This is a genomic window from Microbulbifer agarilyticus, assembly GCF_001999945.1.
GTDB lineage: Bacteria > Pseudomonadota > Gammaproteobacteria > Pseudomonadales > Cellvibrionaceae > Microbulbifer > Microbulbifer agarilyticus_A.
Window position 1 is genome coordinate 797,811 of the sequence record NZ_CP019650.1, and the last position, 26,730, is coordinate 824,540.

At 54.1% G+C, this 26,730-nt stretch carries 20 protein-coding genes; 7 read left to right on the top strand and 13 right to left on the bottom strand.

Going from position 1 to position 26,730, the window contains the following annotated elements; genetic code table 11:
- Positions 1-6 precede the first annotated feature (6 nt).
- The 6 genes from Mag101_RS03315 to Mag101_RS03340 all read right to left on the bottom strand — a co-directional run bounded on the left by Mag101_RS03315 (position 7) and on the right by Mag101_RS03340 (position 7,329).
- Entirely contained in the window at positions 7-1,026 is a 1,020-nt protein-coding gene (locus Mag101_RS03315) for a cytochrome d ubiquinol oxidase subunit II (protein ID WP_077400768.1), read from the bottom strand.
- Positions 1,023-2,411, bottom strand: coding sequence for a cytochrome ubiquinol oxidase subunit I (locus Mag101_RS03320; protein ID WP_077400771.1), 1,389 nt, complete (start codon positions 2,409-2,411; stop codon positions 1,023-1,025). The genes Mag101_RS03315 and Mag101_RS03320 overlap by 4 nt, the downstream gene beginning before the upstream one ends.
- A gap of 114 nt (positions 2,412-2,525) precedes the next feature.
- A complete protein-coding gene (locus Mag101_RS03325; protein WP_077400774.1) occupies positions 2,526-3,095 on the bottom strand; it encodes a GbsR/MarR family transcriptional regulator in 570 nt (189 codons plus the stop codon).
- A gap of 146 nt (positions 3,096-3,241) precedes the next feature.
- On the bottom strand, positions 3,242-4,144 hold the full coding sequence (locus Mag101_RS03330; RefSeq protein ID WP_077400777.1) for a DUF1853 family protein: 903 nt from the start codon (positions 4,142-4,144) through the stop codon (positions 3,242-3,244).
- Between the two features lie 94 nt (positions 4,145-4,238).
- Positions 4,239-6,590 (bottom strand): autotransporter outer membrane beta-barrel domain-containing protein, encoded by a 2,352-nt coding sequence (locus Mag101_RS03335; RefSeq protein WP_077400780.1) that lies wholly within the window; start codon positions 6,588-6,590, stop codon positions 4,239-4,241.
- On the bottom strand, positions 6,580-7,329 hold the full coding sequence (locus Mag101_RS03340) for an OmpW/AlkL family protein (RefSeq protein ID WP_198040076.1): 750 nt from the start codon (positions 7,327-7,329) through the stop codon (positions 6,580-6,582). Before Mag101_RS03340 ends, Mag101_RS03335 begins: the two co-directional genes overlap by 11 nt.
- 394 nt (positions 7,330-7,723) lie before the next feature.
- Here Mag101_RS03340 and Mag101_RS03345 point away from each other — a divergent pair, with 394 nt between their 5' ends.
- Positions 7,724-8,437, top strand: a complete 714-nt coding sequence (locus Mag101_RS03345; protein ID WP_077400786.1) for a tRNA-uridine aminocarboxypropyltransferase — start codon at positions 7,724-7,726, stop codon at positions 8,435-8,437.
- 38 nt (positions 8,438-8,475) lie between these two features.
- Here Mag101_RS03345 and Mag101_RS03350 read toward each other — a convergent pair whose 3' ends face one another.
- Complete coding sequence (locus Mag101_RS03350) at positions 8,476-9,480, bottom strand: CobW family GTP-binding protein (RefSeq protein ID WP_077400789.1); 1,005 nt, start codon at positions 9,478-9,480, stop codon at positions 8,476-8,478.
- A 105-nt stretch (positions 9,481-9,585) separates the two neighbouring features.
- Positions 9,586-9,984 carry a MerC domain-containing protein gene (locus Mag101_RS03355; protein ID WP_077400792.1) on the bottom strand — a complete coding sequence of 133 codons (399 nt, stop codon included), beginning with the start codon at positions 9,982-9,984 and terminating at the stop codon, positions 9,586-9,588.
- Between the two features lie 292 nt (positions 9,985-10,276).
- Between Mag101_RS03355 and Mag101_RS03360 the strand changes: the two genes are divergently transcribed.
- The gene (locus Mag101_RS03360) at positions 10,277-11,869 is read left to right on the top strand and encodes a sulfatase-like hydrolase/transferase (protein ID WP_077400795.1); all 1,593 of its coding nucleotides are present in this window, start codon (positions 10,277-10,279) and stop codon (positions 11,867-11,869) included.
- Positions 11,870-11,880: 11 nt separating this feature from the next.
- Here Mag101_RS03360 and gntH read toward each other — a convergent pair whose 3' ends face one another.
- From gntH to Mag101_RS03375, 3 genes are all read right to left on the bottom strand, one after another.
- Positions 11,881-13,092: a guanitoxin biosynthesis MBL fold metallo-hydrolase GntH gene (gene gntH / locus Mag101_RS03365; protein ID WP_198040077.1), complete on the bottom strand. Its 1,212-nt coding sequence runs from the start codon at positions 13,090-13,092 to the stop codon at positions 11,881-11,883.
- A 184-nt stretch (positions 13,093-13,276) separates the two neighbouring features.
- Positions 13,277-14,116, bottom strand: coding sequence for a class I SAM-dependent methyltransferase (locus tag Mag101_RS03370; protein ID WP_077400801.1), 840 nt, complete (start codon positions 14,114-14,116; stop codon positions 13,277-13,279).
- 18 nt (positions 14,117-14,134) lie between these two features.
- Entirely contained in the window at positions 14,135-14,449 is a 315-nt protein-coding gene (locus tag Mag101_RS03375) for a CDGSH iron-sulfur domain-containing protein (protein WP_077400804.1), read from the bottom strand.
- A gap of 336 nt (positions 14,450-14,785) precedes the next feature.
- On the opposite strand from Mag101_RS03375, the gene Mag101_RS03380 reads away from it, so the two are divergent.
- Together Mag101_RS03380 and Mag101_RS03385 are read left to right on the top strand one after the other, a co-directional pair.
- On the top strand, positions 14,786-16,549 hold the full coding sequence (locus Mag101_RS03380) for an amidohydrolase (RefSeq protein ID WP_077400807.1): 1,764 nt from the start codon (positions 14,786-14,788) through the stop codon (positions 16,547-16,549).
- Between the two features lie 299 nt (positions 16,550-16,848).
- Positions 16,849-18,441 (top strand): MFS transporter, encoded by a 1,593-nt coding sequence (locus tag Mag101_RS03385; RefSeq protein WP_077400810.1) that lies wholly within the window; start codon positions 16,849-16,851, stop codon positions 18,439-18,441.
- A 96-nt stretch (positions 18,442-18,537) separates the two neighbouring features.
- Here Mag101_RS03385 and Mag101_RS03390 read toward each other — a convergent pair whose 3' ends face one another.
- Complete coding sequence (locus tag Mag101_RS03390) at positions 18,538-21,222, bottom strand: M1 family metallopeptidase (RefSeq protein ID WP_077400813.1); 2,685 nt, start codon at positions 21,220-21,222, stop codon at positions 18,538-18,540.
- Between the two features lie 302 nt (positions 21,223-21,524).
- Between Mag101_RS03390 and Mag101_RS03395 the strand changes: the two genes are divergently transcribed.
- Positions 21,525-22,478, top strand: coding sequence for an aldo/keto reductase (locus Mag101_RS03395; RefSeq protein WP_077400816.1), 954 nt, complete (start codon positions 21,525-21,527; stop codon positions 22,476-22,478).
- Positions 22,479-22,495: 17 nt separating this feature from the next.
- Here Mag101_RS03395 and Mag101_RS03400 read toward each other — a convergent pair whose 3' ends face one another.
- Complete coding sequence (locus Mag101_RS03400; RefSeq protein WP_077400819.1) at positions 22,496-23,119, bottom strand: TetR/AcrR family transcriptional regulator; 624 nt, start codon at positions 23,117-23,119, stop codon at positions 22,496-22,498.
- 184 nt (positions 23,120-23,303) lie between these two features.
- Here Mag101_RS03400 and Mag101_RS03405 point away from each other — a divergent pair, with 184 nt between their 5' ends.
- Together Mag101_RS03405 and Mag101_RS03410 are read left to right on the top strand one after the other, a co-directional pair.
- Positions 23,304-24,812 (top strand): M20 family peptidase, encoded by a 1,509-nt coding sequence (locus Mag101_RS03405; RefSeq protein WP_077400822.1) that lies wholly within the window; start codon positions 23,304-23,306, stop codon positions 24,810-24,812.
- Positions 24,813-24,854: 42 nt separating this feature from the next.
- Positions 24,855-26,675: a DUF885 domain-containing protein gene (locus Mag101_RS03410; RefSeq protein WP_077400824.1), complete on the top strand. Its 1,821-nt coding sequence runs from the start codon at positions 24,855-24,857 to the stop codon at positions 26,673-26,675.
- Positions 26,676-26,730 lie beyond the last annotated feature (55 nt).

Here is a 26,730-nt window from a genome sequence, read left to right on the forward strand (position 1 = left end):
CAGGTATTAGTGGTAGTCGAGCTGTGTCGCTTTACCTCTGAATACATGATAGGAAAAGGCGGTGTACAGCAAAATCATCGGTATAACGATAAGTGCACCGACGAGGATAAACTGCAGTGAGTTACGCGCGCTAGCGGCTTCCCAAATTGTCAGTTCACCGGGCACGATATACGGGTAAAAGCTGAAACCGATTCCACTGAAACACATCGTAAAGATAGCGGTGGTGATGAAAAACGGTAGCGCGCTGTGTCGGTCATTGTCCTTCGGCAGGCGCTTGAGCAGGATGTCGTTAAAGATAAAGCCCAGAAAGCATACCGCGGGAATCAACAGTACAAACATCACCAGCGGATAGTTAAACCAGCGGTCAAATACACCGGGGTTTACCAGCGGGTTGATGATGCTAACGGAAATAACTCCGAGCAGTGCGGCGCGGCCTGCGCGGCGTGCCCAACGTATTACGCGTGTTTGCAATTCTCCCTCGGTTTTCAATACCAGCCAGGTGGCACCGATGTAGCTGTAAGCCGCGGTGACCCCCAATGCTGAGAGCAGGCAGAACAGCAGCGAAGACACGCTGTAGTCAAAGCCCATAACGTACTGCCCGAGCATATAGCCCTGGGTAAGGGTTGTGATTAGCGAGCCGATTTTGAAAGTGCGGTCCCAGGTGAGCTTGTGATCCACTGCGGCCTTGGCGCGGAAGTCGAACGCAACACCGCGCATAATCAATCCGACCAGCATCAATGCTACTGGAATATACAGGTGCATCAGGATCAGGCTGTGAGCCGGGGGGAAGGCAATGAGTAGAATCCCTACGGCGAGTACCAGCCAGGTTTCGTTGGCGTCCCAGAAGGGCCCGATGGAGGCGATCATCGTGTCGCGCTCGGGCTCATCTTGCTCGCCCATGGGCAGCAGAATACCAACACCCAGGTCATACCCGTCAAGGATCGCATAGGCCAGGACCGCAATACCCATCAAGCCAATAAACACGACAGGTAGCCAGTCACTCCCATTATTGACGATCTCGTTCATGCGGTACCTCCACTGCTATCGATTTTTGTCTTGGGAACGTTCGGCAGGTTGCCGTGCGCTCTGGGTTCTGCGGTTTCAAATTCCTCCACGGTGACGGCCTTGAGTGCCATACGTTTCAGTGTGTGGATATACGCCCACATCAACACTGCGTAGGTAGTTAGATATAGCGCGAGCGACAGCGCGACGTTGTTTGGTGCAATCGGTGTCACCGCATCTGCAGTTCTCAATATTCCGGTGACCAGCCACGGTTGCCGACCGATCTCGGTAACGTACCAGCCCGCAAGGGTCGCTACCCAGCCGGCAAAGGTCATCACCACAAGCCATTTCAAATAGGTTCGCGGCAGGGTTTTCTTGCGGTACAAGAAGTAGCAGCCTGTCCACGCGGTGATGAGCATAAGAACTCCCATGCCGACCATAATTCGGAAGCCAAAGAACATCGGCGCTACCGGGGGATGGTCGTTGGGGAATTCGTTGAGGCCCAGAATCTTGCCGTCGGGATCGTGAGTGAGAATCAGGCTGGCGAGCTTCGGAATGCCAATGGCGAAGTCATTGCTGCGGGTTTCTTCATTGGGGATGGCGAACAGCAGTAATGGTGCGCCGTCTTCTGTCTCCCACACCCCTTCCATCGCTGCAATCTTTTGCGGCTGGTATTTGAAGGTGTTGAGCCCATGGGCATCACCGACAAAGGCTTGAATCGGGGCAAGTATGGCGGCGACGATCAGGCCGGTTTTCAGCGCCAGCCGGGGGGCCAGTTTCGGGTCGCCCTTGAGGATGCGATAGGCGGAGATACCGCAGACAAAAAAGGACGCAGTAAGGCCCGAGGCCAGCAGCATATGCGTCAGCCGGTAGGGGAAAGAGGGATTGAAAATAATCTCCATCCAACTGACGGCATGGGCAACGCCGTCGCGCATCTCATGCCCGGTAGGTGTCTGCATCCAGGAATTGAGGGCGAGAATCCAGAAGGCCGAGAGCGTGGTGCCCACGGCCACCATGAGTGCGGAAAATGTATGGACCTTGCTGGGAACGCGCTTGATGCCGAACAGCATGATGCCGAGAAAGGTTGCTTCGAGGAAGAATGCGGTCAGGACTTCATAGCCCAGTAGCGGCCCAGCGATATTACCTACGGTTTCCATATAGCCCGGCCAGTTAGTGCCGAACTGGAATGACATGGTAATCCCGCTTACCACGCCGAGTGCGAAGGTCAGGGCAAACACTTTCACCCAGAAGCGATAGGCGCGCATCCATACCGGGTCGTTGGTGAAGTCGAAACGAAGCTTGAAAAAAACCAGAATCCAACACAGCGCGATGGTGATGGTGGGAAATAGAATGTGAAAGCTGATGTTGGCAGCGAACTGTATTCGGGAGAGCAGCAGTGTATCCAGCATGGGCACCTCTAGAGAGCAGCCGCGACCGGGGTGACCGCAGCCTGTAACAGCGTGCGGCGATATTTAGCCCGGTGCCGCACGCCCGGGTTGTGAAACTGGCGAGCTTGGCAGTGACTATTTGCGTGTTGAATTTTTCTTTGCGCCGGACCCGGTGGCTTTGGATTTAAGGTCCAGCAACTTGTTCAGCCCAGATCCGAGTTTCATGAGCTTCAGCAAGTCTTTTTCATCCAGCTTGCTGAGCGTATTGGCAAACTGGTCGAGCATTTCCAGCAGGCTGTACACCTCCTGGATTTTTTCTTGTGCGACGCTTTCCTGTTCGTCCCGCGGTTCGGTGAGCAGAAGCTGGCGCAGGAGGGTGAGGGTCGGGTCCAGCTCCCGCTTGCGCCGTTCCTCGAAGACGGTCCGCGCCAGATCCCAGATACTCCCCGCGGCGGTAAAGTAGTCCTTGCGGTCACCGGGCTGGTGGTGCAGTTCTATCAAGCGCCAGGCCTGCAGCTCCTTGAGCCCCATGCTCACATTGCCGCGGCTGATCTTCAGCGCCTCCGCCAGTTGATCGGCATTTACCGGCTCGTTGTGGATGGTTAGCAGGGCGAACATCTGGCCGACGGTGCGATTGAATCCCCAGCGGCTTCCCATCTCACCAAAATGTAGTACAAAGGCCTGCGCTTGATTGGAAAGCTTCATCGTTTTTGATTTCTTCTTAACTTTCAGAAATTTCTGAAAATTGTAAATATAAATTGATCTGTGTCAAGCGGGATTGTGAGGGCGTGTCTGTCAGACCGGCGGGAGGTGTGTCGCTTTGCGTGTTATGGGGGCTGCTTGGATGGCAGTTAAGAGGCTTGGCGGGGGATCGATGCCAGCGCGCGCGTGTGCCAGTCTGCCGGAACCAGAAAGCCGCGGCTCAGTTCTCCCGCGGGAGAGGAGCGGGCCACACAGATGGGGCCGCGAGACAACAGCGCTTCGCCAAGTTCGGGCGCTGTCTCAGTACTAGCCGGTGTGCTTTCGGTTGCACCCAGTGAACAGGGAGCGAGCCAGCAGGGCTTGGGCAGCTGGAGCCAGGTATTGTCCCTGCGGGATGTGGGGAAATGGGCGTGAAAGGTGGCGAGGTCCGCCCACCAGTATGCGCCTGGTAATGGGGCCGGTGCGGCCAGCGACGCCAGGGGCTGAAACAGGCGGCCGGGCATCAGCGCCCACTGCCGGTCCAATTGAATGCCCTGGTTACCTAAAACAGCGCGGGCGGTATCGCCGAGAGCTACCGGTAACTGGTGGTCATGCATACGCTGCAGCTTGATATCGAGGCGGTCCTTGAGACCAGGGCCTACCCAATAGTCGTCTATCTGCAGGTAGAACTTGAGTGCCAGCTCCCAGTGTTCCACTGTGCTATCCGGATGATGGCGCACCACGAAGTCCAGTTCACCCAGAGTTTTGCCCTCCGCGCGAATGGGCAGGTTGCGGGCAAGCAGTGTGTAGTCCGGGTGATGCGTAAAGGCGAAGCCCCAGAGCTGTTCGAAGTAAATGCCGAGGCGACGGCTGCTGCACTGCTGCAGGGTTTCCTGCAGGGGGGCCTCAAGTTGCGCGCGTACTCCAGAGCTTGAGAAGTAATCTGCCAGTGCCCGGTGCCGCGTCTGTGGCAACCACGGTAGCGGAAACCCCGGAGCGATGTCGATGGCATCCAACATCCACAGGAAGTTATCCCAGTGATCCGGGGTAGCGGTGGGTAGTAGGGCAGTCATGGGGCGAGTATAGGGAATTCGGCTGGCGCTCGATACTCGCGCTTCTCGCGGCTTTCGTGGCTCTCACGACGTAGGGTTCAAAAGGCGGAGCGGATTACCACTTGTAGCGGAAGCCGAAGGTCAGCTGCACGCTGTAGCTATCCCCCAGGTTGTTCAGGCTGGTTGCGTAGTCCAGTTCGCCATAAACCGAGCAACCGTCACCGCACTCGTCGTAGGTAAAGCCCGCACCAACTTGTCCCCACCACTGGTCCCGTTCCTGAAATAGCGAAGTGCCCGACACCTTCACTTCGGTCTGGTCGTCAAAATAGAAGTAGGTATTGGCGATGGCGTAAAAGCCCATGCGTTCGAGCAACAGGTTGCCGTACATATTGCGGTTGACCCGCTGGCTCAGGCGTTGCTCGAAGGCGACGCCCATACGGGCAAAGCCCCCCTGATTTTCTGCGTCCGTCATGCTGGCGCCGTAGGGATCTTGGTTATCGTCGATGTCTTCAGCGGTGAACGCGAGTTGCAATTGCGGGGTGAGGGAGTAGAAGTCACACAGTTTGAAACTGTGCCCGCCTTCGACGGAAAAATTAAATCCGACAGCGTCATTATCTCTGTCCAGATACCAGAGCTCGCTGGAATACAGGTCTGAGTCAAACCAGTTGAACTGCGCCTGTATATCTGCGTAACTGCCCTGGCTGCCATGCCAGGTCAGGGAAGCGCCGACACCGAAATAATCGGTATCGATATCGCCGCGGCCAAAGAAACTGTCCAGCTCGGTGCTGCCGCTGCCGTACTGCGCGAACACACCAAGCATCATGCGGCCGTAGTACACCGCAGGGTCAAAAGAAAAGTCGCTACCGATTTGTACCTGGCCGAAATCCTGCTGCCACTCGGCGTGCGCGGTAGAGCCCTCTGGCGCATTGTCGTTGTACTCGGTGTTCAAACGCATCCACCAGCCGCCGCCGTCGATGGTGCGTTCTACCGCTTCGCCGTAACAGCAGGTGCCGCGGTCCCTGAAGCTGGTGCCGGCCCAGAAGCGATTGCCTACGCGCTTGCGCAATGTGGTTGGTGTATTCATGCGGCGAATGGACTGGGCGTAAGTTTCGTAGAGCACGGCGCCCGGTTGCCAGCGCGGGATTAAGCTACCGCTGCCATTGAAAGGGTTGGTGATCGTGGAGCGCAGGAACCAGGTGTCATTGCTGCCGCCATCGATGCCGCCCCGGTGCAATGTGTAACCATAGGCACCGCCGACAATCGCTGAGCGCCCGTCAAATCCGGTGTAGTCCGGCGCGAGGGTAAAGGCATTCCGCGGGTTATTGCCCTCAACCTGGATAATAGGAATGCCGTTGCCAACAGTGAGCGCGCCATTTCCACCCAGGTTGAAGATACCGACGAAGGTGCGCCCACTCGCATCACCGGCGATGGAAAGAAAATCACTAGGGGCGTTGTCGCCGGCGAGTTGCGCATCCATCCACAGGCGCCCGTCGCGGCCGTGGTAAGAGCCAAAACGTCCATCATCATGGGTGGCGATATTGAGTTGATTGAACGCACCGCTTTCCAGATCCAGGGTGCCTGCATTTTGCACGTCGCCAAAGATGGAAAACTCCGTATCGGTCGGTTCCAGAATACCGCCGAAACGAATGTCCAAGCCAAGTGATTCACCCCCGCTGCGTCCACCGCCGACGGTAAGGTTGTTGAACATGCGCAGCTTGGAGCTGCCATTGATAATCAGGTTTTCCCAATTCAACAGCTTGCTGCCGTCAAGCAGGTGATCGAGCTTGAAGCGCAGGGTATCGATATCGCCGTCGTCGGCGGTGGCGTCGTCGCCACCATCGAGAATGGTGTCTTCCTCGTCGTATGCGCGGGCATCGATCTCAACATAGTCTGAGCCGGTGCCGCCGATAAAGTGGCTGATGAGGCCCTCATCGTAGTAAAAGGTATCGTCCCCAGCGCCCATGTCCGCAGTGTCGAAAATGAAACCGCCATCGAGTAGCAGTGAGTCGTCGCCGGCACCCGCGTTTAGGCGAAAGGTCAGGCCGTCGTAAATCTCTATACGGTCGTCTCCATTGCCGGTATCCAGGCCGCCGTTGAAGAAGTTACCGATCCGTGATTCGCGGTTTTCCACGATCACGGTATCGTCGCCATCGCCCGCAAACAGGTTGGTATCGATCACCGCGCCATTGACGTTGACCTCGTCGTTGTCAGCGCCCGCATCTGCGATGCCAATCGTACCGCCATTTAGGTTGAGTACATCGTCACCACCGAGTGCATTGACGTCGGCACCGGCCGCATCATTGTCTGTGTCGCACAGGATGGTATCCGGGCCTTCGGTACCAATATTTGCCGGTGTACATTCGGCTTTGGTTGAGGTTGGCAACAGCAATAAGGCGACGAAATTTACTGCCCAGAATACGACGGCGGCTATTGGCGCGGAGCGCTGTGGCCGGGTGTCAGAACTCATAGGTGACGCCCAGGTTGAATGTCCATGGGTCGGTATTGAAGTCTGAATAGAGCCGCTCGTAGCCGAGCGTTGTCGGGAAGGTAACCTCGGCGTCGACACTGGAGTCGACGTAGATCACCGCGGCATTAATGAGCCAGGAGCGCATCTTGCCCCACCCCAGGCGCCAGTCCACACCCAGTTGCGCCGTGGCGCCCCAGGAGTGGCCGACGCCGAAGTGGCCAGGGCCTGTTGCCATGCCGCTGTTAATCAGGTAGTTCTGAAACTCCGGGTACAGATGGTCGTCATGGTAATCGGAATAGTTCACGCCGATGCCCAGGTAGGGTTGCCCCAGGCAATCCAGATCCGTCATGTACCAGTTGACGAGCAGGTTGGTGGACGAGAGGCTGAATCGGCCGAAGTGGATATTGTCCCGGCCCGGGCGTGCGCGGAAGTTTCCCAAAGAGAGCGGGTGGCCGGAGTCGCCAACATGCATTAGTTCCACACCGAGGTATGGCAGCGGCCGCCATACCCCAGAAATATTCCAGGTGGTGTCGTCATCGGTTTCCCAGGAAGTACGGTAAAGCTCCCAGTCCTGAAACAGGTAGTATTTCAGTGACGTGTGGCTGTCGTCGGGGTGTACCGAGCTGGCGCCGATGCGCAGGTAAAATCGGGTGAGGTCGACATCGGAAACAGGAATCTGGGCAGTTGCGAAAATCGGGAACAGAATTGCCAAGCAAGCGGCCAGCCTGAGTCTTTTCATGGTTAACTCCATGTCACACCGGTTGATGCAGGCGATCTGTTTATCTTGATGGATCGCACGCCGGGTCTTGAGAAAACGACGAGCCTGATTGTGTTTAGGTGGCCCGAAAAGCAGTGCGCGCAAGTTACCTCTTGAATAAAAGGGCCGCACGCGAGAGCAACACTAAAAGTAGCATGGCGTACGGAAGTTGCCGGGGTGTTTGTGACTCATTGCGGCGGCCCGTTTCAGGGAGCGCGGGGAAGGTTTTCTAGAGGGGGTATCGCAGGCTGGTTGCGACGTTCATCACTGACCGATGGGTAACAAATAGCGGTGGGACTTACGTCGGTCCAATGTGTAAAATCTCGCCGTTTCCCGTTACGGAAAAGTGACAGTAATTCCGCTCACTGCGAAGTCTATGAATTCCAATAGCTATACCCGCCTGCGCGACCAGGAACTGGCGAAATCCACCAAACCTTTCCAGGCCAAAGGCAAAAGCGTCAAGCGTTGCCCAGAGTGCCAGATGGGTGAGTTTGCCTGTATGTGTGCCTGGCGGCCTCAGGCGCAAAGTGATTTGGACTTCGTGTTGCTGATGCATCGCAAGGAGCTGTTCAAGCCCACCAATACCGGGCGCCTGATCGTGGATGTGTTCCCCGATACGCCTGCCTTCCTGTGGAACAGGCTGGAGGCGCCAGCAGAGCTAAAGCAGCTGCTACAAGATCCAGAGCGAAACTGCTTTGTGGTTTTCCCTGCAGATGGCACAGAAAACTGTTCCCGCAAGGTGGTGCACAGCGTGCGGGCCAACAGTAAAAAGACCACGCTGATTATTTTGGATGGCACCTGGAAGCAGTGCAGCCGCATGATCGGTCTCAGCCGTTGGCTGGATGATGTTCCGTGTTTGAGTTTGCCGGAAACGCTGGTGCGTTCCTACTCGGTGCGTGACTCGGGCAGAAGCCATCGTTTTTCCACCGCTGAAGCCGCCATCAGTTGCCTGTTACTTGCCGGTGAGGAACAGCCGGCGCTCACCCTCCAGCATTACTTCAGGGTGTTCAACCAGCATTACCTGGCCACGCGGGGTTGTTGCTTACCGGAGATTGGTGAAAGCCACGAGTTTTTAGACGCGACTAGCTGAATGTTGCGGCGCTCAATGAGCGCCTGCCGGGCTACTAACTAGCTGTTTGGCAGCTGACATTGCATCAGCTGCGCTTCCCATTCGTCTTCCAACTGCTGTGCAATGATTTCGATACGGCTTTCGGCACAGTCGTCCAGCTCTACCTCGGTAAGGGTGTCTGGAGTCAGGTTGTAGCCGAGTACACCTTCATCGGTAATAAACACCGCTTTCATGCGCTCCACCGTCAGGCCACTCAAGAAATTGAACAGCTTTTTCTGGTCGAACACGATGTCGGGTGCAAAGCGCCAACCAATGCTCTGATAACTCTCGCCCTGATTGACTGCCTTGAGGAAGCCCGCCTGCGGAATTTCGGCTTCTTCTTGTGCTGAGGGTGAGCCATGGCTTTCGTGATAGTGTGGGGAGACGCGGGTAGCGGTTGGTCCCGACAGGATGGAAAAGTCTATTTGGCCCTGCTCGGCAAAAAGCACCTCGGTTGCATTTGGGCTGTGCGATTTGACGTAATCTCGCAGTGCCGCCTTATCCTTGTCGCCGTAGAGGTCCTGCTTATTGCCCACCACTATGTCCGCAATCGCGATTTGCTGATTGAAGGTTTGGTGGCTGGTGTAGCGTTCGTCCGCCAGCTTGCGCGCGTCTACCAAGGTGAGAATCTTTTGAATGGAGAGCACGTCTTTGTAGTGCTCTGCCGAGAGTGTTTCCAGAACCTCAATCGGGTGGCCGAGGCCGGTGGGTTCAATGAGCAGGCGGTCGGGATTAGCGCGGGTCAGCAGCTGGTTCAGGGCAATTTGCATGGGCAGGCCAGCGGCACAACACATGCAACCCCCGGGCACTTCGCGAATAAATACTCCGTCTTCTTCCCGGTGTGTGCCTTGAAACAGACTGCCGTCGATTCCGATTTCCCCAAACTCATTCACCAGTACTGCCCAGCGCTCATTGGCGGGCTTACTTTTTAGCAGGTGCAGAATAGTGGAGGTTTTACCGGCTCCCAGGAACCCGGTAATGATGTTGGTTGGAACGGCAGAAATCTTTGTCTTCTCGGCGCCCATGCAATATTCCTTCGCAAAGTGCAGATACCCAACACTACCTGTGGTAGCTCCTGTGGTAGTTATGGGTAGCTGTTCAAATAGGGAGCAAATCTGTGGAGCGTGAACTCAGTGGCAGCCGCAGTTGCTGTGTTGCTGCTGGCAGCGACGATAATTCTGGATGTGGGCGAATGCCAGCAGTGTAGCGCCGGCCAGGGTGAGCCCCTTCTCTACCAGTTCACCAGCATTCTCGCCCAGGACTAAGGCGAGCACCAGCAGCGCCAGCCCGGCAATCCCCATTGCGGCAAAACGATACTGCTTGTGGACCTTACAGCCCATAGCTAATGCATAGATACTAGTTGGCAGCACGGCCGCTACCATCCACTGATGGAATTGTTCGCCAGCAATGCTCAAGGTGGCAATACTCGGCACAAATAGGATCAATAGCGGCATCATAAGGCAATGCGCCGTACAAAGAATCGACAAGCCGATTGCGGCTTTATCGGTGGAGTACTGAAGTGTTGTCATTTGTCAGCTTGAATTTGGTTGGGTCACATCCGGGCGTGTGGCGCATCGATGTTGGGGCTGTTGTAATGCGGTGCTATCCAGTGGGCAGGCACTGCTGTGTCTGGGGGAGGTCTACAATGATATCATGATGATATGTTGCAGCATAACTTTTGTGTGTTTTTACTGAGCTGGATCGTGGGTTGCGTATCGGTAGACATCCCGTTTTCGAGCAATCGCGGGGCCCGGAAAGAAACTAGACTGAAAGGCGATCTCCCAATTTTTCTGTCATTTTGTTTAAAGGGATGCCGCGGAAATGCAGAGATTCCTGCTTGTCGCATTGAGTTTGTTCGCTTTTGGCCTGCTTTTCGCGGAAAGCAGTCACGCGGAGAAAAGCGTATTCGACCTGAGTGTGGTGGAGCGCAAGAACTTCGAACCGGCGATTCCCCGGCCCCATCAGGAAGAACTTGCGGCGAAAAAGCTGGAAGAGTTTGAACAGCGCGCCGGGCAGAAGCCGAATATCCTTATCTTTCTTGTGGATGATATGGGCTGGGGGGACCCGGGCGCCTTTGGTGGTGGCATCGCCATTGGTGCGCCCACGCCGAATATCGACAAGCTAGCACGCGAAGGCCTGAAGCTTACCTCGATGTACTCCCAGCCGACCTGTACCTCCTCTCGTGCCGCTTTGATGACCGGGCGCTTGCCGGTGCGCAGTGGTCTGGTACGCCCAATTCTCACCGGTGATGTTGTCACCAAAAACCCGTGGCGAATCGAGCAATCCAGCGGCAAGATGCTCACCTCCGCCGGCTACAAGACCGCGGTAATTGGCAAGTGGCATATTGGTGAGGCAGAAGGGATGCTGCCCCATGAAGTGGGCTTCGATTACTTCTTTGGCTTGCCGTCGGTACAGTCGGATTACACCCAGTTCCTGTTAAAGCGCCAGTACTCCGACATGATCAATAACCCGGAGCTGCACGAACTGGCGTTTACCCTGCGCCCGGAAGGGTTGATCGAGGGGGAAAAGGGTGGCCGGCGCAAGGTCGCGTACCCGATCAATACCGTCGACGATATGCGTATGGTTGACCAGGTGCTGAGGGATAAATCACTCAAATTTTTGAAGGACGCCAAAGCGAAAGGCACACCATTCTATCTGGTCCACTCTTTCTCAAAAATTCACAACGACTCTCTGGTGGCGCCCTCATACATTGGCAAAAGCCCGGCCGCCATGCCGGTGCGTGATGCGATGGTTGAGGTCGACGACATTGTCGGTGAGATCATGCAGGCATTGGAAGAGAATGGGCAGCTGGAGAACACCATTGTGTATTTCACCTCGGACAACGGCGCCAATGAAGACGTCTGGCCGGACTCCGGTTACCACCCATGGCGTGGCGGCAAAGGCACCACCTGGGAGGGTGGCGTCAGAGTGCCCGGTATTGTGTTTTGGAAAGGCATGATTGAGCCGGGGCAGGTCAGCAATGAACTGGTGGACCTCACCGACCTGTATATGACGTCCCTGCGCATGGCAGGTGTCCTCGATAATTTACCCAATGATCTCTATTTCGATGGCATAGACCAGACTGCATTTTTCCTGGCGCCCAACGGCCATTCGCGGCGCCAAGTAGTCTACATGTGGAACCGCTACGACTTCTGCGCGCTGCGCTGGCGCGACTACAAAGTGCACTTCAAAATCTTCGATGTAAAAGTACCACGGCGTAACCTCGATGCCAGCGTATTGTCCGACGTGGGTACTGCGCTCTGGGTGTTTAACCTCAATGTCGACCCCAAGGAGATGTCCAGCACCGGACATCAGTTCTTCGAGTGGGGAATGCCCCAGGCAGTGAAGTTTTCCAAACAGCACCAGGCGACCATGAAGGAATATCGCAACACGGATATCGGCCTCGGTTTGTAAGCAGCTGTTTACTACTCTTCCTGTTGCATCTGTTCATACATCCCGGGGCGCCAATCTTCTTTCTGCAGGTTGTGCTTCTCCATATATTTATCAAGCGCTGGGTCCTGGGCCTCGAAGCCAGGCCGCCAGCGTCCGGCGTTCATCGATTCACTGAGCGGGTTTGGCTGCCCTTTTTCCGGCGGCGGCTGCTGGGCGGTGCCGGGTACCGACCAGGCGTCGTCAGTTGAAACTGCCATGCGCTCGACGATGTCATCCTTCGTCACATTCCATACCATCATATCGGTAGCCATGGACAGCGGCCCGTCATAGGTCTCGCGGATACTCTGGTAAATCTGATAGCGGGTATCCGGCTCATTAAAAAAGTGAAAGGCCACCGCGTGCCGCGGCTGGATGGTGCTCATGATCTTGCCGAATGCCTGAGGGGAAGTATGAAATTCGCAACAGGTGCGCCAGCCCAATTGTGGTGGTTGGTTGTACAGGCGGACGAACTGTTCGGGGGTGTGCATGGATTCGTGTATTGCCAGATCCACATCTTTTCCGTGTTCGATAAACCAACGGTTCGGCACCGTGTCGCCACTGAAGAACACGCTTAGACCGGCATATTCGAGCTTGTAACTTACCGGCCCGTCGCCGGCATGCACCGCCGGATAGGAGCGAATCGTTACCCCGTTGTGCTGATACACCACCTGGTCCACCACCGCATAGTCAAACTCGGTCACGTCCAGTTGACCGGGAATCGGACTGATCTTGTACTCGCGCGTGACCTTGTCCCAGTTCACGAACTTAAGGAAATGCTCCATGGCATAAGCCGTGCCCATTTCCGGGTCTGCCCCACTTGGACCCCAAATACGCAATGCATTTGGCCGGCCCGCGGTCCAGCCGCCCGCCCACAAACTCAGGAGGTCACCCATATGGTCGGTGTGTAAATGGGAGAGAAAAACCTTGTCGAGGTACTGGTAGGGAATCATCAGGCTGGCCACATTGGCCATAGAGCCGGTGCCAATATCAAACAGAAATTTGTCTCCGTTTCCCACTTCAATCAGAAAGCAGCTTGCGGCTTGCCCACGCCGTGCTGCCGGCATTCCGGTGCCGCATGCCACTACGCGGATTTCGTCTTTCGATAGTGCTTCAGTGCCTGGGTAATAGACGTAGCGGTCCGGAGCAGTACCGGTTGGCGATGTGACTTCACCACCTGCGGCTTCGGCGGAGGGGATCGTAGTCAATGAATAGATACTGCTCAGCCAGAACGCCAAGGCGCCGAATGTTGCACCCAGCAGAAATATAAGAAGAGTCGGACGAAGAGATGAGTGAATATGAGAACGCTGCGCCATCCCGATATCCTTGCGGAGTCATGCTAATTAGCAACAAGCGTAGTGGAATGATTGCGGCACTTTTTGAAAACGATGACTACTTGTGGAGGAGTATGTAAGAGTCTTCCTCCAGTACTGACTCTGATCTGCCGAGGTCGTGATCTGGCGTGTAGTGCTTGGCCAACTCAAAATAGTTGTAGTGGGCCGTCAGTTGGTAGTGAGGTAGGTTTTCGTAGAATGATCTCGGCAGTGCCGTTGGCTGAAAATTGGGATTGTTGAATTGGCGCTGAAAATAGATCGCGAGATCTCGGTAGGCTGCCTTGCGAGATTCTTCCGGCCGAAATGACATGGCAGCGAGAGTGTCGCCTTTTTTCTGGATTTCCCCCAACCCTTTAAACAGTGTGTTTACCGCAGGCTGTGGCAAATAATAAAGCAGCCCCTCCATCAAAATAAATGAGGGTCTTCCCGCAATCCACTGATCGAGTTGTGCGGTCAGCTTTTGGATAGCTTGCGGTACCGCAAGATCACTGGCGATAAAAGTGATATCGCGCTTTGGCAGTGCACCGCTGTCTTCTAATTCCTGTAGTTTTTTCTGCTTATACTCTCCCATAAATCGCTGGTCGACTTCGCAGGTCGCGATAGGGGTGGGAAGCAGGTAGGGGTAATTGGTGAAGCCCGCACCGAGGTTCACAAAAACACCCTGTGGGTGTTGTGTTGAAAACCCACTGAGCAAGTCCAGAAATAGGCGGTGCCTGAGGCAGTGGACAAAGGGCTCGGAGGGCAGGGTGTCGTCACAGTGTTGTCGCGTCGTCGCTCTGACACTGTCGGTAACCCAAAGGCTGGCGAAATGGTCGCGACTGAGCGTGATATTACTCTCGCGAAAGCAGTTCCACAGAAAAGCGGTATCTTCCAGGTTGTTATTGCCGTCGGTGAACATAATCGATACTTGGGTGGCTTATTCGCTGGTCTTCTCGTCGGGAGCTTCGTCATTTCCCTTCTGAATGGCCGGCCCTTCCTCGCCAATCATTGCATCCGTGAACTGCTTGTGGGTCCCGTCGCAGTAAGGGATGTTGGCCGACTGTTTACATTGGCATAGATAGAAACTTCCTGTTTTCTCCGGGGTAAACAGCTTGGGTTTTAGTCCGGTTCCTGCGTGAGATCCATCGCAAAATGGCTGATTACCTGACTTGCCGCAGACACAGAAGAAATACTCTTTGCTTTTTTCGAGAGTCACTTTACAGGGCTTGTTGTTGGCAATGACTGGGTTCATCCTTTGCTCGATCCATTCACTTTATTAGGGAGTGACTCTAGTTATACACCGAGTAGCCAAGCTTTGGATCAAGGCACGTTTTGAAAGCCTATCTTGGAAGAGGTTTGCCCGCCACCGCTATGTCGTAAGCGGGGCACGGAAATTTATCGTAACAACTACTATTCAACATTCCGGTTTTGTGACGTCGGTGAAATTATGGATGGGTTGAGAATTTAGACCTGATTTTTGCTGCACGAGGTGTTGGTCTGGCTGGGGACTAAGCTGCTTACAGGTGTCAAAGAGTACTGAATTGAGTGGGTTTCCCTGTTTGGATGGTTGTCTCTTAGAGGTGTTTTAATGCGTCTGTTTTACATTGTCTGCGTGCTGGTTCTTCCTTTGCTTTTTGGCGGTGGGGGCACGTTCGCACGAGAGACCGATCAGGGGGGGATGACGATTTTTGTCGCCAAAGACATTATCACAATGGAAGATTCCATGCCCCGGGCAAGCGCTGTAGCAGTAGCCGATGGGCGTATCGTTGCTGTGGGGAGTCTTGACTCACTAAAAAGCTGGATTGATGCCAGAGGGGCAAAAATCGATCGGCGTTTCGAAGATAAGGTTTTGATGCCGGGCTTTATTGATCCTCATGTGCATCCTTCGCTTCCTGCAGTTCTTACGCAATTCCCATTTCTTGCCCCTGATGACTGGGAGCTACCTACTGGTACCTTTCCTGGAGCCACGACACCGGAGGCCTATTTGGTTGCACTCAAGAATCAAGCCAAAGAATATTTTGACGATCCTGACCGGGATGACAAGGTACCGTTTATTTCCTGGGGATATCATCAACTCTGGCATGGTGAAATAAACCGGAAAAAACTCAACGAAATATTTGGTGACAAGCCTGTTTTACTTTGGCATCGATCTTTTCACGAGTTAATTGGTAACGATGCGGCTTATGATCTCATTGGTGTCACAGAGTCTGATGTTGCCAATGTTGAAGAGGCGGACTGGGAAAGTGGCCGGGTGTGGGAGAATGGCTTTGTGGCGGTTCTGCCAAAGCTGACCTTTCTATTTGAACCTGAGCGCTACAAAAAAGGTATGAAAAATTTTGCGCTGATGCTGCAGCAGGGCGGTGTTACTAGTGCCATGGATATGGGGGTCGGAATATTTGGTGACCCGGAAGGGGAGATGGCCTTAATCAAGGAAACCATGGGTAAGGATGTACCTGCCCGTGTCGTTCTGACTCCCATTATCACTTACTTTATCGCTGAAAAGATGTCACCACAGGCTGCGTTAAAAAAGACGGAAGAGTGGGAAAAGGGTTCAACAGATAACGTAATTTTTGATAAGCACTTCAAGCTGATGATGGATGGGGCGATTTACTCTGGGCTTTCTCAATACAAGTACCCAGGTTATTTGGATGGCCATGAGGGCGTGTGGATGGCGCCGCTCGATGTGACCTACGACTTTGCCAAAACGTTTTGGAATGCTGGGTACCAGTTGCATGCGCACACCAACGGAGATAAAAGCGCTGAGGCATTGCTGGATATTCTGCGAAAATTACAGGAACAAAACCCGCGCGTGGATCATCGCATGACGCTCGAACATTTCGCTTATGCAACTAAAGACCAGTTAAAGCAAATGGAGGCGCTCGGTATGATGGTTTCGGCAAACCCTTATTACCAGTTTATATTGTCCGACATGTATGCCGACAAATGGTTAGGTGAGGATCGGGCGCGCAATATGGTCCCGTTGGGAGATGCTCAGAAACTCGGAATCAATGTGTCGCTGCATTCGGATAACCCTATGGCACCTCTCAATCCACTGTTGCTTGCATGGACGGCGACTAATCGCACCACAATAGGTGGTAAAAAAAATAATGAATCGCAGAAACTCAGTCTGGATGAGGCGTTACAAGCCATTACAATCAATGCGGCATGGCAGATGCGAATGGAAGATGAAATCGGCTCCATTCGTGCAGGTAAGAAAGCCGACTTTGTGGTCTTGGAAGAAGATCCCTATGAGGTTGGCCCTGAGGGGCTAAAAGATATCGAAATTTGGGGGACTGTGTTCGAAGGCAAGGTCTACCCGCTGGTAAATGGGGTGAGAGGTGACAGTGAGTAACGCCTGCGGCGGATAAATACCCATTGGTTGCATGCGGGCGGAGTTCCCTGCTTTGCCGCATTCCCGGTGCATCGTCATTGACGGTTTAATCGAACGATTCTTTCCGCCCATTGGTCTTGCCATGATGGATGGTGGCCTTGCGTTGTCGCTTAGCGTTTTTTTTTTCCGGAGACCGCAGTCGCGTTGTCGACATTCGCCCAGCACACCTGCTTATACTGAAAACATACGGCCAAAATTTGTAGCTATGTAAATATTTTGCCTCGATCCAGCTAAAGAGATGGAGGCGTCAGAGGTAGATTGTGAGTGTTGAAGCACCAGTAGAGCAAACCTACAGTAAGCGCGGTATGTGGACGGTGTTGGCGATGACGGCCATGTGTATGACCGTGGTCGCTTACAACACAACCGCCATTACCACGGTTATCCCAATGCTACGCAAAGACCTGGACCTCTCGCCCAGCGAGGTCCAGGGCATCATGGCGGTGTATATGGTGGCGACATCATCACTGATGCCGATCATGGGGCGCTGTGCTGATTTGTTCGGACGCGTGCGTATCTTCGTCCTGGGTATGTTGACCTTTGCCTGTGGCTCGCTGCTTGTTGCCATCTCGACCGGTGGTACCGAAATGTTGCTCGGGCGCATGCTGCAGGGGTTCGGCGCTTCGTCCCTGTTCGGCACCTCGCTTTCCCTGCTGACTTCCGCGACTCCTCCCAAAAACCGACCGGTGATTGTCGGCGTATGGGGCGCCATGATTGCACTGGGGATGAGCCTTGGGCCAATTATCGGTGGTGCGCTTGGGCAGTACCTGAACTGGCGCTGGATCTTTTACATGGATCTTATTGTGCTTGGGTTGGCGCTTGTCCTTGTGCGCATTGTGTCGAGCAATAAATACGTGCCGGCAACACAAAGACTCAATAAATCGCTGGATATTCTCGGCGGGATTCTGCTGATTCTGACCTTGGGGCCGATTGCTTATGGCCTTGCGAATAGCTCGCTTGCAGGTTGGTCAAGCCCGGTAACTCTTGCCTCTATCGGTATCGGTCTGGTATCCGGTATTGCGTTTTGGTGGCGTGAGCAGCACTGCGAGAGTCCGCTACTGCACCTCGACTATTTTCGGCATCCGCGTTTTAAAATGGCGGCGCTGGGCATCTTTATCGCCGGTTTTAACCTGCTCGGTTTTTTCATCTTCTACAACCTTTTCGTGCAGTCCCCAGCTGCGTTCGGGATGAGCCCGGTTGAGGCCGGTGCTGCGGTTCTGCCGATGACCGCGGTTATGTTGGTCTTCTCTATTTGGGGGCCGAAGATCCTCGGGCCTTATAGTTACCGCTGGCCGATTACCGTTGGCATGCTGTGTCTGGCGCTTAGCGGGATTTTGTTGTCGACGGTGTCCAACGACTCTACTTACCGCGACACCTGGTGGATGCTACTGGTGACCGGGGTCGGCTTTGGTCTCACCATTCCGCTTTTGCCGCGTATCGGTTTGCGCCTCTGTGCGGAGGAGCATACCGGGCAGGCATCGGGCATGGTCAACGCCTGCCTGACCTTCGGTGCGTCGGTAGGCTCTGTGGTGGCCGGTGCGGCGCACGTGGCATCGATTCGAAAGCACCTGGAAACCGTACTACACGCGTTGCCGGGCAAGTCCGAGCAGCGGCATGAATTGGCACAAGCGCTCGCCAATGGATCCAACAGCGACATATTGACCAAGCTCGGAACGTTAAAACCCGAGACCAGCCACGCATTACAGCAGGCCCTGCGTGATGTACAGGACGATGCATTTGGTGCCGCGATGCTGACCTGCTCTGTGGTATCTATTGTCGGGGTGGTCATCGCGCTGTATTTGATGCGCGGTCCGGTGCCGGAGGAGGGGAGCGCGAAGGAGCTTTTGCGGCACTGATCAAATATGAGAAAGATAATTGCAGTGTTAGTCACGATTTAATGAAAAGGCTCCCATCCGGGAGCCTTTTCATTACGAGTTGGATTCTATATGTGGTTACTCGAGTTCCGCTACATCCGTTCGCTCAGCAGAAATTGCTCGCTTGAACTCCTCGGACTTGGCGTCACGCAGCGCTATACACTGATCAATTATTTCAAGGCTTTGGTCAGCTGCCCTGGTTATGCCCGGAATTTTTTCTTCGGCTCCAGAGAAGAAACTGACGGCCTTTTCCCGTTGCGCTTCGTCACAGAATTGGTTTGCGGCAGATGCGGTGTAATGTTTGAATAGTCCACCGATGCCATCTACTACTAGATCAGTATTGGCTACCAAAAAGTCAAAGCTTCGGTCCTGCAAATCCCGGTTGTGTGGTAACACGAACACAATCATACGTGCTCTATCAAATCCGGATAGACGATCATCAAATAGTAATTCAGAGAATATGTGATCGATATACTGCTCATCTTTTGACTTTGATAGAGCATACAGAAGTCGGTCGCGAAGCAATTTATCTGATGTCGAAAGTGCAACATCCTCCATGCGTATAAGGACATCATAATCTGCCTTATTGGCGGTGCCGCGCAGTGCGACATTGATCCAGTCATCAGGCATAGACGATGTTTCTTCGCCGTCTTCAATTGAAACAAGATACTCTTGTCCCAGTTTATTGAGTGCTTCAACTACTTGCGTAGATCCAGCCTCCATCGCCATAACATCAATGGTGTCCCGTCGATCCAGGCGTGTAAGAGGAGTATCCTCAGAAGAGTACTCCATGCGTAGATTGTCCAATCTTTGTGCATACATATCTTCGACAAAAATGCGATAGTCGTCTGTGGCCTCTCCATCGAGTAAGCTTAAACGAAGTTTCGGTAGCACACTTGCCACAGAAGATGTCACTTCGTAACTCGAATGTTTTGCGAGTGCACGCAGTATGTCGACGTAGGCTCCCGATTTCAGTTTGCCCGCTTTGAAGGCCGACGTAGAACTGTCTGAGAGGTTTACTAATTCCGCCACCGTCAGAGAATTCCGATGTGCCATTAGCTTGGCCCAGTTTTCGGCGTCAAGGTTCCAGCGGTAGTAGCCTGTGCTTCCGGCATTCGGCATCAGGTATTCGGGACAGGATGACAGTGCAAATTCGGTATTTCGTTCTGAAATCAGTTGGCAAGCTTCGCCGCTGTCTGTCTTGTAGCAGAATGGCAGCTGCCAAGTGGTAGCTACAGGATAGCTGGCGCCGAGAGGGCGATACCGCGATTGCCGGGCAGCTAATGTAGCGCCATTGTCCTCACATCTAACCTCGACATCGAGCATCGGTGCGCCGACTTCCGTAACAAAACTTTGCAATACCTGTTGTAGCCGCGGTTCTTTCGAGCCTGTCGCCATCGATTCGAAGAATTGTGAGGAGTTGGCGACGCTATGTTCAAATCGCTGGATATGATGTCGTACACCTTCACGGAAACGCTCTTCACCCACAAAGGCCTCCACCATACTTAGCACGGCTGCGCCCTTGTTATAGGTCACTCCGTCAAAGGTTTTTCCTATCTCAGCATTGTCCAGGACAGGCTGCTGAATTTGACGTGTAGCTGCAGTCGAGTCTTGGTTAATTGTACCCAAACTATCCTTTTGCTTGGCGATATCCATGCTGAGTTCCGGACGAACCGCATGGGCTACTTTGATCGATAGCCAGGAAGCAAAAGATTCGTTTAGCCAAATGTCTTCCCACCAGTGTGGAGTGACCAAATTTCCAAACCACATATGGGCGAGTTCGTGGGCGTGTACTTCATAAAACCACCTTAGCGATGCAGGGGTTGAGTGTTCGTTGACTAGTAGACCGCTTTCTCCATACACAATCGCTCCTGGATTTTCCATAGCGCCACCGAATTGTGGGTGCGCGATCAGGTCGATTTTTTCATAGGGATACGGTGTGCCGAAGTAATTCTCGAGCTCTTCCAGCAGAGGCTGAGTATTGCGCAGTGCATACTCGGCCTTGTCGCGTTTGCCTTTAGTCACAATGGCGCGGAGTGGTACTTCGTAATCACGCAACTCGGTCGCGGGAAGATTATCCCAATCGTAGATATCGAATGGGCCTACCGCGAAAGCCAGCAGGTAGGTTGGTAAAGGTTTAGTAGTGGCAAAAATATGTCGAATATTGCCTTCGTCTCCTGATACCTCATTCATAACTGGAGTATTGAAGATAACCACATTTTTATCGGCAGAGGTTACCTCAACCAAGAAGGGTGTTTTGAACTGGGGATCATCAAACCCAGGGAATACTCGGCGCGCATCGATGGCCTGCATCTGCGAGAAAACATAGTGCTCTCCGTTTTCCTCAATACTGTGGAGCGCTGCGGATGATTTACTAAACGGAGCCGTGTAGTTGAATCGCAATTCACCAGTACCGGATACTTGGGTGGAAAAAGATACGCTGGAAACCCCCAATCTGTTGGCTTGTTCATACGAGCCGACGAAAGTCTGCTCTCCCTGCGCAAATGTGACTGAGTTCACCTGTAAGTCCTGGCCGTGCAACCAGATTTTGTTCGTCGCTTTCTCAATGTTGACCGATATCCGTGCTATACCGGAGAACTCGGCCTGTTCCGGTTGGATGTTTAGCGATAGGAAATATTCTTGTGGTTGGACATTGGTGCCAAGACTGCCTAATGGCATGGGCTCTTCGTAGGCTTCCTTTTCGGGGCTGCAGCCGGCAAAGGTAAAAATGAGCACCATTAGAAGTGCAACTCGGGTTCGCATTGCGTCTCTCCCTGTTTTTTCTGGTTAATGATTTACCTCTCTACTTCTATAAACAGCGCTTTATTAACCTTTATTTTATCCAAGCGCGCAATTACACGTGGTTGCATACTTGTACCCGTGTGTAATTGCGCACATTGTCGTCAAGGCTCTCTTCACATTTATTAGTGTGCAATGACTCATAAGGGCTAACGTGCGCCGTTGAAATCGAATGGCCTTGCGGGTGGTTTATGCTTTCTATAAGCAGGCATGTGATGCGTGAAGGAATTACTCGGGGTTAATACACAGGGTGAGGGAGGTATGCTATGGCGACAAATCGAGAAATTGGCAAGACGGGGCTGAAAGTACCATCCATCTGTTTTGGCTCAACAGGCCTGGGCAGTATTCCCGATTTATACGGTTATGAGGTGGAAGAAGCCCGCGCACTGGATACCATACGCGCGATCCTCGAGCGGCCAGATGGCTTTATCGATACCGCACCTGTCTACGCGATGGGGCGTAGCGAGGAGCGTATTGGCAAGGTGGTCAGCGAGCTCGGCGGTTGGCCGGAGGGCAGGGTGCTGGCGACCAAGCTGGATATGGACGGTGAAAGCCGCGTTTTTGATGGCCATCAGGCGCGCAAGTCGTTCGAACAAAGTCTCGAGGCGCTGTGTGTCGACCGCGTGGATATTCTGTATGTGCACGATGTGGAGTACGCCGCGGATCTATCGGATGTCACCCGCGAAGGCGGCGCGCTGGATGTATTGTTCAAACTCAAAGAGGAAGGCCTGGCGACTGCGGTGGGCCTTGCGGCGGGTAATATCGATGTGATGACGCCGATCGTGCGCGACCGTGACTTCGATGCGCTGCTCACCCATAACCGGCATACACTGGTGAACAACAACGCGGCACCAATGATTGAACTGGCCAAATCAAAGGGCATCTCGGTACTTAACGCGGCGCCTTTTGGTGGCGGCATATTGTCAAAAGGCAGTTCTGTTCAGAATCATTACGCCTATCGCGAGGCCGACGAGAAGACGCTGGCATTAGTGGGGGCGGTCGAAGAGATCTGTGTCCGTCACGATGTGCCGCTGGGCGCGGTCGCCCTGCAATCCTCGCTGAGGGACCCGGATATTACGTCCACCGTGTGTGGGGTGAGCTGGCCTGAGCATGTGCGCCAGGCCTATGAGTGGGCCGACTGGCCTATCGATGATGCAGTTTGGCAGGAGCTTGCCAAGATCAAACCTTCCGATGCCAATCCAGAGGCTGTGACAGGCTGATGTAGTGATACCACGCCCTAGGTGCTGGCTTTCTTGGTGTATTGCTGCAGGAAGGTTGTGAGTGCGGTATCCACCACCCGTGTCTCTTCATTTCGGGCAAGCCTGGGTGCCCCAGTAAGCAGTTGTGGCCAGAAGGCAAAGGTGTCCAGGATTCCCTGAATATGCCGACCGGCATACATCACATCCTTCTTCTCCAGGCGGCCATCTACGGCCGCCGCTTCCAACCAGTGCAACAGCGGCCCCGGTGTGGCATTCAGTAACTCGGTTAGTTGTTGCGCGCGCTCCGGGTCGGCCAATACCTCGGGGATACCGATACGCGCGAGTGTGACGTAGGCAGGGTCTGCAAGGATCTCCAGCTTCGCATGTAGCAGTGAACGCAGCTGCGGCTCCAGCGGCGTATCGGGCTGGTAAGTCTGGTTTACCTGCGCCACGCATCGTTCCGCCAATCCTCCCAACACGTGCGCAAACAGCACCTCTTTGGTGGGGAAGTGCCGGTACAGGGTCCGCTTGGATACCTCCGCTTGTTCCGCCACCTGGTGCATGGCCGTGGTCGCGAAACCTTTCTTCAGGAACAGGTCGTGGGCGGTGTCCAGAATCTGTTGTCGCTTCTGCTCAGAAACTTTCACTGTCTCAACTCTCATTAGTTACGCCTGTGTATCACAACGATGGCTTACACAGGCGTGGCGCAAGTATCCGTCGGACCCTGCGGTATATCGCTAAGATCGGAGGTTAGAGCGTTGCAAGCCAAAGGTAAACACCTGTGTTTACTTTTTCTCGGGCTTGACGCAATATGGCCTGAAGCTGAATTTGGGGCAGAATCGAGTCATGAAAAAGCGAATAGTTGGCCTGCTGGGGGCGGGCATTGTGCTGGTGGTGGCAATTGCCAGTGTCCGCGCGGTATTGGTGTATCCAGACCGGCAGTTAGTAATCAAAAATCCACAGCCACCGCTTGCGCTGAATGCGGAGCAAGCAGCGCAGCGTCTAGCGGATGTCATCCGCTTTCCAACCATTACCCAGGATGAAGCGCCATACCTGGAGCCGCAGCCATTTATCGATTTTCACCACTATCTGGAAGCGCAATACCCCGCGGTGACTGCGTTTGCTACACGCCATGTGTTTAACGAATACTCTCTGGTGTATGAGTTCCCCGGCACCAATCCAGAGCTGAAGCCCATTCTGTTGATGGGGCATATGGATGTGGTCTCTGTGGATGAGGACACCTTGTCCGACTGGACGCACCCGCCGTTTGCCGGCGTTATCAGCGATGGCCAGATCTGGGGCCGCGGTGCCATCGATAATAAAGCCAGTGTGATGGCATTGATGGAGGCCATGGAGCACCTGCTGCAAACCGGCGCGCTGCCCGAGCGCAGTATCTTTTTCTCCTTTGGCCACGATGAAGAAATCGGCGGTAAAAACGGCGCTGCAGAAATTGCGCGCTACTTTGCCAGTCGCGAGCTTAATTTCGAATTTGTGCTGGATGAGGGCGGTGCAATTACCGAGGGCCTGATGCCGGGCTTCGAGCAGCCGATAGCCGTCATTGGCGTTGCCGAGAAAGGCTTTGTGAATGTGCGATTGGTAGTGGAACAGCCCGGGGGCCATTCATCCAAGCCGCCCGCCAGCACCGGCGCTGGTATTCTGGCGCGCGCGATTGTGAACTTGGAAGAAAACCAATTCCCCACCACGCTCAAGTTTACCAATATGACATTTGATGCGGTTGGCCACTACGCAGGCTTTGGTGCCCGCTTTGGCATGGCAAACCAGTGGCTGACTGGCCCAATGGTTGAATCCGCGATCCTCGCTAACGAGAGCAGTGCCTCCGGCATTCGCACCTCGACCGCTGCCACCATGCTCAAAGGCAGCAGCAAGTCCAATATCCTGCCGACCCGCGCCAGTGCGGTGGTGAACTTCCGCATTATGCCCGGCGAAACAGCCGAGTCCGTCGTCGCGCGGGTGCGTTCGATCATCGACGATCCCCGAGTTTCCATTGAGCCGTTCATGGCCAGTAACCCATCGGCAGTGTCGAGCACCGATGCCTACGGCTACCGACTGATCGAAAAGAACATCCGTGAGTTGGATCCGAATGTGCTGGTAGCTCCGTATCTGGTACAAGGTGGTACCGACTCCAAACATTTCTATGGTTTGTCGGATGCGGTATACCGCTTCTTGATGGTGCGCGTTACCCCCGAAACGGTAAATACTTTCCACGGTATCGATGAGCGACTAGGCGTGGAAGATTACGCGAACGGTATTCGCTTTTTTGTCATGCTGCTTGAGCAGTCGTCTTTTCCCGATAAAGACCAGCGCGGTGGCGAAGCCACGGCAAAAGCTCACTAAATAAAACCCAAAAACGAAAACGGATAACAGAGGTTATAGATTGTGAAAAAAATCCTAAAGTACACCGGTGGCACTTTGCTCGCCGCCATCGTCGCAGCCGGTGGTATTGCCACGCATGAAGTGGTCGCGGAGAAACCCTTTTCCTTCCGTGTGTTTATCGATCGCCCGCTAGTGAGCATGGCATTTGACAGCCCAGAGATGCTGACCTCCCTCGGCTTTCTCGAGTCCATGGGAATCAAAGGCCACAACGCTCGCCTGGACGAAACAGATCCCGAAAAAACCGCACAGATGTTTGCCGACTTTAAACAGTTTCGCGCGACACTGGATCGCTATGAGGGACTGGACGAAAACGAAGAATTGACCCGCGACATCGCCACATATCTCGCAGATATGATCATTGCTGTGGAGCCTTATCGCTACCACACCTACCCGGTGAATCAGCTGTTCGGTGTGCAGAATGGCTATCCAAGCTTCATGGAAGCGCAGCATCGTGTGGAAGACCTTGAAGACGCACAGAACTATCTGTCACGCCTGCAGGCAGTGGAGTCGAAATTCGGTGCGCAACTGGCGGACCTCAAGGTGCGTGAAAAGCGCGGCATCGTTCCCCCGCGCTTCGTGATTGATCGCGTGCTCGATGAGATGCGCGGTTTTGTGGAAACGCCGGCGCAAGAGAATATTCTCTATACCGCACTGGTGAAAAAGCTCGATGAAGCCGAAGATATTGACGCGGAAGCCGGGGTGCAGATTCTTGCCACCGCCGAGCAGCACATCGAGCAGTATGTGTATCCCGCCTATCAGGACATGATTGGTTATTTCTCCAACCTTTCAGACCGCGCTGGCAATGACCACGGCTACTGGCACCTACCCGAGGGCGAAGAGGTCTACAAACTCGCTCTGAAAATGTTTACCACCACCGACTACACCCCGGATCAAATCCATGAACTGGGCCTGTCCGAGGTGCAGCGTATTCAATCGGAAATTCTCACCATCTTGAATGGCGAGGGTTTCGATACCTCCGTTGGCTTCACCGCGACCATGGCAGACCTCGCCGCGCGTCCAGAGTTTTATTATGAGGACACTGAGGAAGGCCGTGCGCAGATTCTGGAGGACTACCAAAAGATCCTCGACGAAATTGATGCGGGCATCGATGGTGCCTTCCGTGTGCGCCCTAAGGCGGGCATGGAAGTAGTGCGTATTCCTGAATTCAAGGAGAAGACCGCACCGGGTGCTTACTACGAACAGCCGGCACTGGATGGCAGCCGCCCCGGTCGCTTCTTTGCCAACCTGTACGATATCAAGGCCACTCCGAAATATGGCATGCGCACGCTTGCCTATCACGAGGGTATCCCTGGGCATCACTTCCAGATCGCCATCGCCATGGAGCTAGAAGGTATGCCATTCATGCGCCGCATGGCCCCGTTTACCGCCTACATCGAAGGCTGGGCCCTATATGCGGAGCAGGTTGCGTGGGAACTCGGCTATCAGGATAACCCCTACGACAACGTGGGCCGTTTAGTCGGCGAGCTGTTCCGCGCGGTGCGCCTGGTTGTCGATACCGGTATTCACCACAAGCGCTGGACCCGTGAGCAGGGCATCGAATACATGCTGGCCAATACCGGTATGGCGGAGAGCGATGTGGTCTCCGAAATCGAGCGCTATATCGTTATGCCCGGCCAGGCGACCTCGTACAAGATCGGTATGATCAAGATTCTGGAGTTGCGTGAGAAAGCCATGCAAGAACTGGGTGACCAGTTTGATCTGCGCGACTTCCACGATGTAGTGTTGAAGAATGGTGCGGTGCCGCTGGATATTCTGGAGAAGATTGTTGACCGGTATATTGCAGAAACCAAAAGCACTGTTTAGGTGGCCTCTATCCGGTGACCGAAGTTGGTGACTGGTACAAAGTAGCGTGGATTAC